The organism is Xanthomonas sp. 3058 (assembly GCF_014199765.1).
In the GTDB taxonomy this organism is placed as follows: Bacteria; Pseudomonadota; Gammaproteobacteria; order Xanthomonadales; family Xanthomonadaceae; genus Xanthomonas; species Xanthomonas campestris_B.
Genome location: NZ_JACHOF010000029.1, coordinates 41,400 through 48,446 on the forward strand (window position 1 = coordinate 41,400; position 7,047 = coordinate 48,446).

Below are 7,047 nucleotides of genomic sequence, written 5' to 3' on the forward strand. Positions count from 1 at the left end.
CTTGGCGGGTTGATCAGCAAGGCGACCTGTCGGGACAACAGACCCACACTGGACAACAGCCTAACGAATGTCGGCTTTCGGCCAAGAGCCGGCGCGTTGCCCAATCAAGTTATTCAGTCAGTCGAAGACCACGCCGCAGCCCGTGTCCCGCGGGGGCCAGCTTCTGGGTCCCGGGGGACTAGCTGCTTGTTGCAGGGCTCCAATGCCGCTGAACAGCGCGCTTCGAGCACTGCAGCGCGTGCAGCCGAACGCCACGGCACCGCGTCCGGCTCGCCAGCGCGACTCCAGCTCCCGACTTGCCCACTACCGAGTTTCCCGCATGCAGCCAGGTCCGATGTGACCCACTTCTAGGCAGACATTAGGCTGCCTCAGGGTTGATCGCCAAGCAAGATCAATTGTGGTTCTAGGGCTACCCTTTAGGGCCAACGTGGATGTGGTCACAGAACTATCTAATTACACGGCTTTATCTTGCTGCCCTTACATTGGCGTCTTTAAAGCACTCTAAACCAGGACACGTCCTGTACGGCTAAAGATGCGCGCCAGGTAGCCGATAGAATGTGTGGCAAAAGCAGCACGCAAGCGTCGCTCACCTTGTACCTCGCGTCTCTTCCATCGCGACGGTGCATGGATATGATGGCGCCACCTTGCCCTGGCCGATGTCAGGGTGTTACCACCACGGAACCCACGGATGCAGAAGACATGGAACCGTCTCGAGAAGTGGCTGCGCGTGCATGACACGGCGCGTTTGGCCGACCTGCGCGCCCCTGCCCAAGCCGGACAGCTTGCCGACTTGGCAGCCACCCTCAACCTTGCCCTGCCCGACGAACTAGCCGAAAGCTTGCGTCGTCATGACGGCCAGTCGCGTAAGGGCCCGGGCCTGTTTGGCGAGATGGCGTATTCCAGTTGCCTGACTATCGCCACCGATTGGACCGCCCTGACCCGGCTGGCTAACGAGGACGATTTCGACGACCTATCCGTAACTACGGAGAAGGGTATTGCACCGGTATGGTGGCATCCTGCTTGGATCCCCTTTGCGGCCAATGGCGCGGGCGACCACCTGTGCCTCGATACCGCACCGGCCCGCGGCGGCCAGGCAGGGCAAATCATCGCTTTCCAGCACGATCATCCTCACCGCCGCTTGGTTTCACCCTCACTTGGCGCATGGCTAGAGACGGCTGTGCAGCAGGCCTCCCAATGATCCTTCCGCCTTCAGGACCTTCGATGACAGCCACGGAACTGCGCCAGCAACGCCTGGAACGGCTTTATCAGGAATGCCGCAAGCAAGTGGTTTCCCAGCTGATCGGGCCCTTCGGCCTGAACCCGATGATGTTCGAGGATCGCAACGGCGGCAACGTCACCACGCTGCACAACTTCGAACGTGACGACGACAGCTACGTCGCCACGCGCGAGGACAAGGCAATGCACAAGCACTCCAAGGATGAGTACGACCGAAGCCAGTACGTGCTCGACACCAAGGCCAAGGCCCACGCCGCCGGTCACGGCGACAGCGACTGGAACAGCAAGCGCGATGCCCACCTGCATCGCGGCATGGACGAGTACACCGGCAAAGCCTTCGAAACTGCCGCCGACGGCAGCACCACGCAGGACGGCACGCCAGTCTCGATGGAACTGGACCACGCCATCTCGCTGAAGGAGTTCCACGAGGCCCCCAAAAACCACTTGGCGCTAGGTAAGGTAACCATAGTGAATGGACAGGACGTGGTGGTTACTTCGACCATGGCCGGCGTGGTGAACGATGAGGCTAACCTCTCGCTCACCAACAAATCGCTCAACGCCTCCAAGGGTGGCCACCGCGTGGACGAGTGGGTGGACGACAAGCTCGCAAAGGCAGAGAAAGCCGGTAAATCGCTGGATTTTGACCCCCAGGCGGTGCAGTCATCGTACGATCGCGCTCGGGATGCCATCAACGCCAAGGTAGACACCGCCCTGCTCAAGAAGCAGGCGGCCGAACTGGCCAACACTAGCCTAGACCAGGCCAAGCAGATGGGTGTACGCCAAGCCATGGGCGTGCTGCTGACCGAACTGGTGAACAGCCTGTTCGTCGAATTCAAGGAACTCATCCGCAAGGGCGTCAAACTGGGCAAGGCGCTGCTGGATGACCTTCGCCAGCGCCTGAGCACAGTGGCCATCAACGTAGCCAAAAAAGTGCCGGAAGCCTTCAGCGCATTGTTCGAGGGAGGCATCAGCGGCTTCGCGAGCAACCTGCTCACTTTCCTGCTCAACAACGTGTTGTCCACAGCCAAGCGCTACGTCACCGCTATCCGCGAGGGCCTGCTGGGACTGTTCCATGCCTTCCGCATGATCGCCTTCCCGCCCGAGCACCTGAGCGAAAAGGCCGCGTTTCAGGCAGGCCTGAAGATGCTCTCCACCGTGTTGATGACCACGATAGGCATTCTGCTCGGCGAAAGTGTGGCCAACTTCCTGCTGAGCATCCCGGTACTCCTACCGGTAGCCAACGTGATTGCCCCGGTGCTAGTCGGCATCCTCACGGGCCTGCTCTCCGCGCTGATGGCATACCAGATCGATGCGGTATTCGAGCGCCGGCGCCTTGATGCACAGGGCCTGAGCATCGAGGCGATGCTGGCTGACGCCAAGTACCGCAAGCAGCTGTCCGAAGAGCTCGCCGACCAGACCAGCTTGGCCCTGAGCAGCTACGAATTGAATCTGCAATCGCTGCAACTGTACCAAGCCGTGGGCGAGCACTACATCGCCGCCGTCGCCGATGGTGCCGCCACCCTGGTCAGCCTGACACAGGGCAATACCCGCACGCGCGACCATGTGGTGCAGAGCAACCTAAGCGTGCAACGCCTGCAGGAAGGACACGACCTGCTGGAAGATTTCCTCAACCGCGAGCAGCTTCAAGGATGAACACCGTGACCCAACAAGCCAGCCAAGAGCTGATCATCGTACGCGCTGTGGCCAGCCTGGATTTGCCCCACGAATTAGGCAGCACGGGCCATTTGGGCACCTTGGTGCGGCGCATGGGCGAAGAGGGCAAGGCCCTGCGCTACAAGGCCGATGCGCTGGAGCTGGCGCGTCAGGCCAAGCGCGATGGCAACTTCATCGGCAATCTGGTCAAGGGCCGTCAGGAGGCCATGGACGATGCACAGATGGATCTCAACAAGGCCATAGCGAACCTTACCGCCTCCACCTCGGAACTGCTGGTAATAAATACGGCACTTTCCAAGGTGCTGCACATTCAACAGGAAGACTTGCACGATCAGCAGATCGAATTGGAAAGCCAGGCCACCAATATCCGAGAGCAGAACGTGCAGATCCTGCAGCAGCAGGAAGAACAGACACGCCAGCAGGAGCAGATCATCCTCGTCAACGAGGGCATACTGGAAGCCAAGGGTCTCACTCAAGAACAAGCCTTGAAACTGGTCGGCTGCGTGGAGCGCGTCACCGAGGCCGAGCAGGTGTTGAAATTGGAGGTGCAGCGCCTGGAAATGGACGTGGAGGAACGCCTGGCCGCCAGCTTTGCCCACACGGCCGCACAGATGAGTGCGCTACAGGAAAGCCTGACCCTTGCCCATGATGGGCTGCTGGCAAGCCTTGCCACGCTGCATGAAACGGTGATCCTGCCGCTACAGGCCGACCAATCGGCATTGCGGGACGACGTGAGCGCGCAGCTACACCAGCAAGGCCATGCCTTAGCAGCAGCTCTGGCGGTAGAGGCCGATGCACGCCAGCATCTCACGCAGCAGCACGCCGAGGCACTGGTCGAACAGTCCGAACGGCAGGGTCATGCGCTGGCGGTGGCCATGGCCAAGATTGACCGCCGCTGGGAAGCAACGCTGGCGCGGCAGCAGGCAGACGCCCAAGCGACACTCAGCAAGCTGCGTCTGTTCCAAGGCGTCACTGCTGCAGCCTTTGTGATGATGCTGGCTTGGCAACTGCTGACTTGATTCCTTTGTAGAACGACCCATCGGCGGGTGCTTTTCGGCTACGCGCCACGAGACGACCTGCTCGACACACCATCACCCTGCCCAATGCGTACGAAAACACCATGAGCTTCAGCAACGCAGATCTTCTCTCGATAAGCGAAATCACCACCCGTTGCACCCTGGAGATACCCGAGTTCCAACGTGGTTACTCCTGGCAAAAGGAACAATGGGAGGCCTTATGGGGCGATGTCGAAAGCGTCGTCACGCGCGGCACCACCGAGCACTACACCGGTACCCTCATGCTCGGCACGAGTGACGCCAACGGCGTCAGTGAGCTGATTGACGGACAGCAGCGCATGGTGACCATCGCACTGATGATCTCCGCTCTCGGCGGAGCCGCCTACCCCATCAAGTTCAGGAACAACACCGTCCTGCAGGATTGTTTCGATTTCCACGCCTTGGGGCAACGCCAGCTGGAAGCTACGGTTTCCCACCATTTGTCCTATTACGCACGCAACATCGGGTTGGCCTGGAACTTCTTCGCGGATCGCGCCTCCGGGATCCGCCAGGCTGATGCCGCACAGCCGTATCTTGACGTACTACTGAACCGCCTGAGGATCTTCGTCCTGACAATCAGTGCACAGTTCGATGTCCATGTCGCCTTCGAGACCATCAATAACCGGGGTCGCCCACTGAGCACGCTTGAGAAGCTCAAGAATCGACTGATCTACCTGGCTTCGCTGGACCAAGATGTCGCGCGTGGGAAGCAGGCCGCTTCCGAAGTACATCGCTGCTGGAAAGGAATTTATCAAAGCCTTGGAGCCGGCAAGCAGCTACTCCAGGATGACGCGTTCCTTTCCGCCCACTCCACCGGTTGGTTCCGCGTGGAGCGAGTCTACGACTGGCTGAACGTCCAGCTCTTCGACAAAGAGTTCTCCACCCGCCAAGCTGTCGATAGCGCCGGCATCGTGGCGTACGTCCAAAGTCTGGATCAGGCGGCGGCCTGCTGGCACCTGCTTCACGCACCGGAGAGACTGCCTGCGACCGTCGCAGCCCACATCCATCGCCTGAACCAAACCGCAGAAGGCGCTACCCCACCGTTGCTGCTTTGGGCCCTGGTTCGGATTGCCCGGGAGTACCCGGCCTTCCTGCTGGATCCTGGTAAAGACACTGGCTGGGCTGCAGCCTTCGCGGCACTTGTCTCCGAGGCAGAACGCTTCGGCGCGCTGGTTCTGCAGGCGGCCGACAGGCCCGCCCATACCGGCAAGAGCGACCTCAACCGGTCGGCCTATGCCATGGCCAACGACGATCCGAGCGTCCTAACCCGCAACGCTTTGCTGGTGCCCGCATCTAACGCGGTGGGAGCCTTGGAGATCGCCACCCAGCACCTGCATTCGTTGATTAGCAATGTCCGCGGGGAGGATGAGGAGGGCGAGGAGATCCTCACCCACCCACAATTCGACTGGCAGGGCTACTTTAGTGCCGAGGGCGTACTTGCGTCGGTGAACGACCGCTTCGCCAAGAAGGGCGGCACCGGATTCTACGGTTGGTCGTTCGGCAAGCTGGTGGTGATGGCGTGGGAAGAACGCCTGCGCGGATATCGCGGCAAGCAGGACAAAAAGCCCTGGGAGCGATTCCACTGGACCGATTCGGTTGAGCACATCTACCCACAGACAAGTAATGAATACTGGGAGCAGTCCATCATCACTAAAGGACGCAATGGTGACAAATCAGCTGCGGCGATCGCGGGATCATTGGGCAACCTGCTGTTGCTTTCAGGCCCGTTGAATTCCGTCAACTCGAACCATGCTTACCAGACGGTAGGAGACACCCAAGGAAAGCGGAGCCGTTACGCTTCGGGCAGCTACTCGGAGATCCAGATCAGCGAGCTGTGTGAGCGTTGGACGGTGGTGGAAATCGCCGCACGTGGCATCGCCATGCTGCAGAACGCCCAACGTCGCTGGGGCTTCGAACTCCTTCCCCCAGATGCCAAGGAAGTGGACTGGCTCCCCTACCTGTTTGGCCCCTTCGCCGAGCGCGTGAGTTCAGGTCATTTCACGAAAAACAAAAAGGCCGTCGATGGGCGAAACCTGAGATCTCTTGTGGAACGCTTCAACACGTACAAGTGATCCCGCTATGATCTCCCCGGCGACTGTCGTCGGGTCTACGCAAGCGCTCTACAATTCCAGCTCAACATACCGGACGTTTAGGAAACTGCATCACGCTGTAGCCATGTGGGCAGACACACTTGCCCACATGCGCTTCTACGCACAGGCTCCTTCTAAACGTGAACGTGTATCGAGTTATTCACCGGTTCCGATCAATGGACCGGCACACATCCGAGTTAATCTTTCATGTTGAGCCCGCAGGTGATGCGTAGGAATTTCTGCAATTCTGATCCGTCTCGAATCCGTCCATCCCGCCCGAACGAACAATTTTGACCTCCGCCACAACGGGGTGCCCGCTTTCGGCCAAGAGCAGACGTTCGCACCACCGGAATTAAACCGACCCGCGCAGCGGGTTCGGCCTGGGTGAGTTGTTAGGCCGCAGGTTACAGATACCGGACAGCACAGAACGAGAGCACCCCGGAGATGAGACAAGTTGCTGCGACCAGCCCCGTGCTTCGACCCCACTCCGCACGATCATACAGGAGTCGTCGGTTGAGGATGCCATAGTGAACCATTTCGCACGCGAAGTAAGCACACACGAACAAAATTGAGTTGAGAATACCGATTACCACTGCCTGCCGGGACACATTTAGGCCATACAGAGCGAGCAGAGGCAGTGCGAATCCGAAAACGATAGCCAAGAGCGTGGCAACAGCCAAGAGGAGAAAGGAACTCGTGAAATGCGACAGGCCGATAAATACATCCCGACCTTCGCCGGTTTGAAAATCAACAGCAGGTTGTCTGTAGTAACTCGCCTCGCGCTGAATTCGAAAAGATAGAAATGTCCCACAGAAGCCAGTCAGTATTGCACCTGCCGCGAGGCTTGCACTGAAAAATTCATTCAAGTTTTCTGCCATCTCTGCTCCTGCGGCCTAAGGAACCTCTGAACAACGCACCACAGATACGCGACACTACCCGCCTCATGTTGAGGAGTGATCCATGCAACTGACGTTCGGTGACGCTGAGGGCCT

The 7,047-nt window shown here is 59.3% G+C and carries 5 protein-coding genes; 4 read left to right on the plus strand and 1 reads right to left on the minus strand.

All coding sequences use genetic code 11. The annotated features are described in order from the left end of the window. Positions 1-688: 688 nt before the first annotated feature. From GGR61_RS20220 to GGR61_RS20235, 4 genes are all read left to right on the plus strand, one after another. On the plus strand, positions 689-1,198 hold the full coding sequence (locus GGR61_RS20220) for an SMI1/KNR4 family protein (protein ID WP_184623657.1): 510 nt from the start codon (positions 689-691) through the stop codon (positions 1,196-1,198). Positions 1,199-1,221: 23 nt separating this feature from the next. Continuing rightward, on the plus strand, positions 1,222-2,889 hold the full coding sequence (locus tag GGR61_RS20225) for a hypothetical protein (protein ID WP_184623659.1): 1,668 nt from the start codon (positions 1,222-1,224) through the stop codon (positions 2,887-2,889). Beyond that, complete coding sequence (locus GGR61_RS20230) at positions 2,886-3,929, plus strand: hypothetical protein (protein ID WP_184623661.1); 1,044 nt, start codon at positions 2,886-2,888, stop codon at positions 3,927-3,929. The genes GGR61_RS20225 and GGR61_RS20230 overlap by 4 nt, the downstream gene beginning before the upstream one ends. A gap of 101 nt (positions 3,930-4,030) precedes the next feature. Next, a complete protein-coding gene (locus tag GGR61_RS20235; RefSeq protein ID WP_184623663.1) occupies positions 4,031-6,037 on the plus strand; it encodes a DUF262 domain-containing protein in 2,007 nt (668 codons plus the stop codon). Between the two features lie 422 nt (positions 6,038-6,459). Here the strand turns inward: GGR61_RS20235 and GGR61_RS20240 are convergent, their stop codons facing one another. Further along, positions 6,460-6,933, minus strand: a complete 474-nt coding sequence (locus GGR61_RS20240) for a hypothetical protein (protein WP_184623665.1) — start codon at positions 6,931-6,933, stop codon at positions 6,460-6,462. Positions 6,934-7,047 lie beyond the last annotated feature (114 nt).

Bases quoted from the DNA above. Each gene is read 5' to 3' on its own strand.
- GGR61_RS20240 (WP_184623665.1), bottom strand. From the start codon at position 6,933: ATGGCAGAAAACTTGAATGAATTTTTCAGTGCAAGCCTCGCGGCAGGT.
- GGR61_RS20225 (WP_184623659.1), top strand. From the start codon at position 1,222: ATGACAGCCACGGAACTGCGCCAGCAACGCCTGGAACGGCTTTATCAG.
- GGR61_RS20230 (WP_184623661.1), top strand. From the start codon at position 2,886: ATGAACACCGTGACCCAACAAGCCAGCCAAGAGCTGATCATCGTACGC.
- GGR61_RS20220 (WP_184623657.1), top strand. From the start codon at position 689: ATGCAGAAGACATGGAACCGTCTCGAGAAGTGGCTGCGCGTGCATGAC.
- GGR61_RS20235 (WP_184623663.1), top strand. From the start codon at position 4,031: ATGAGCTTCAGCAACGCAGATCTTCTCTCGATAAGCGAAATCACCACC.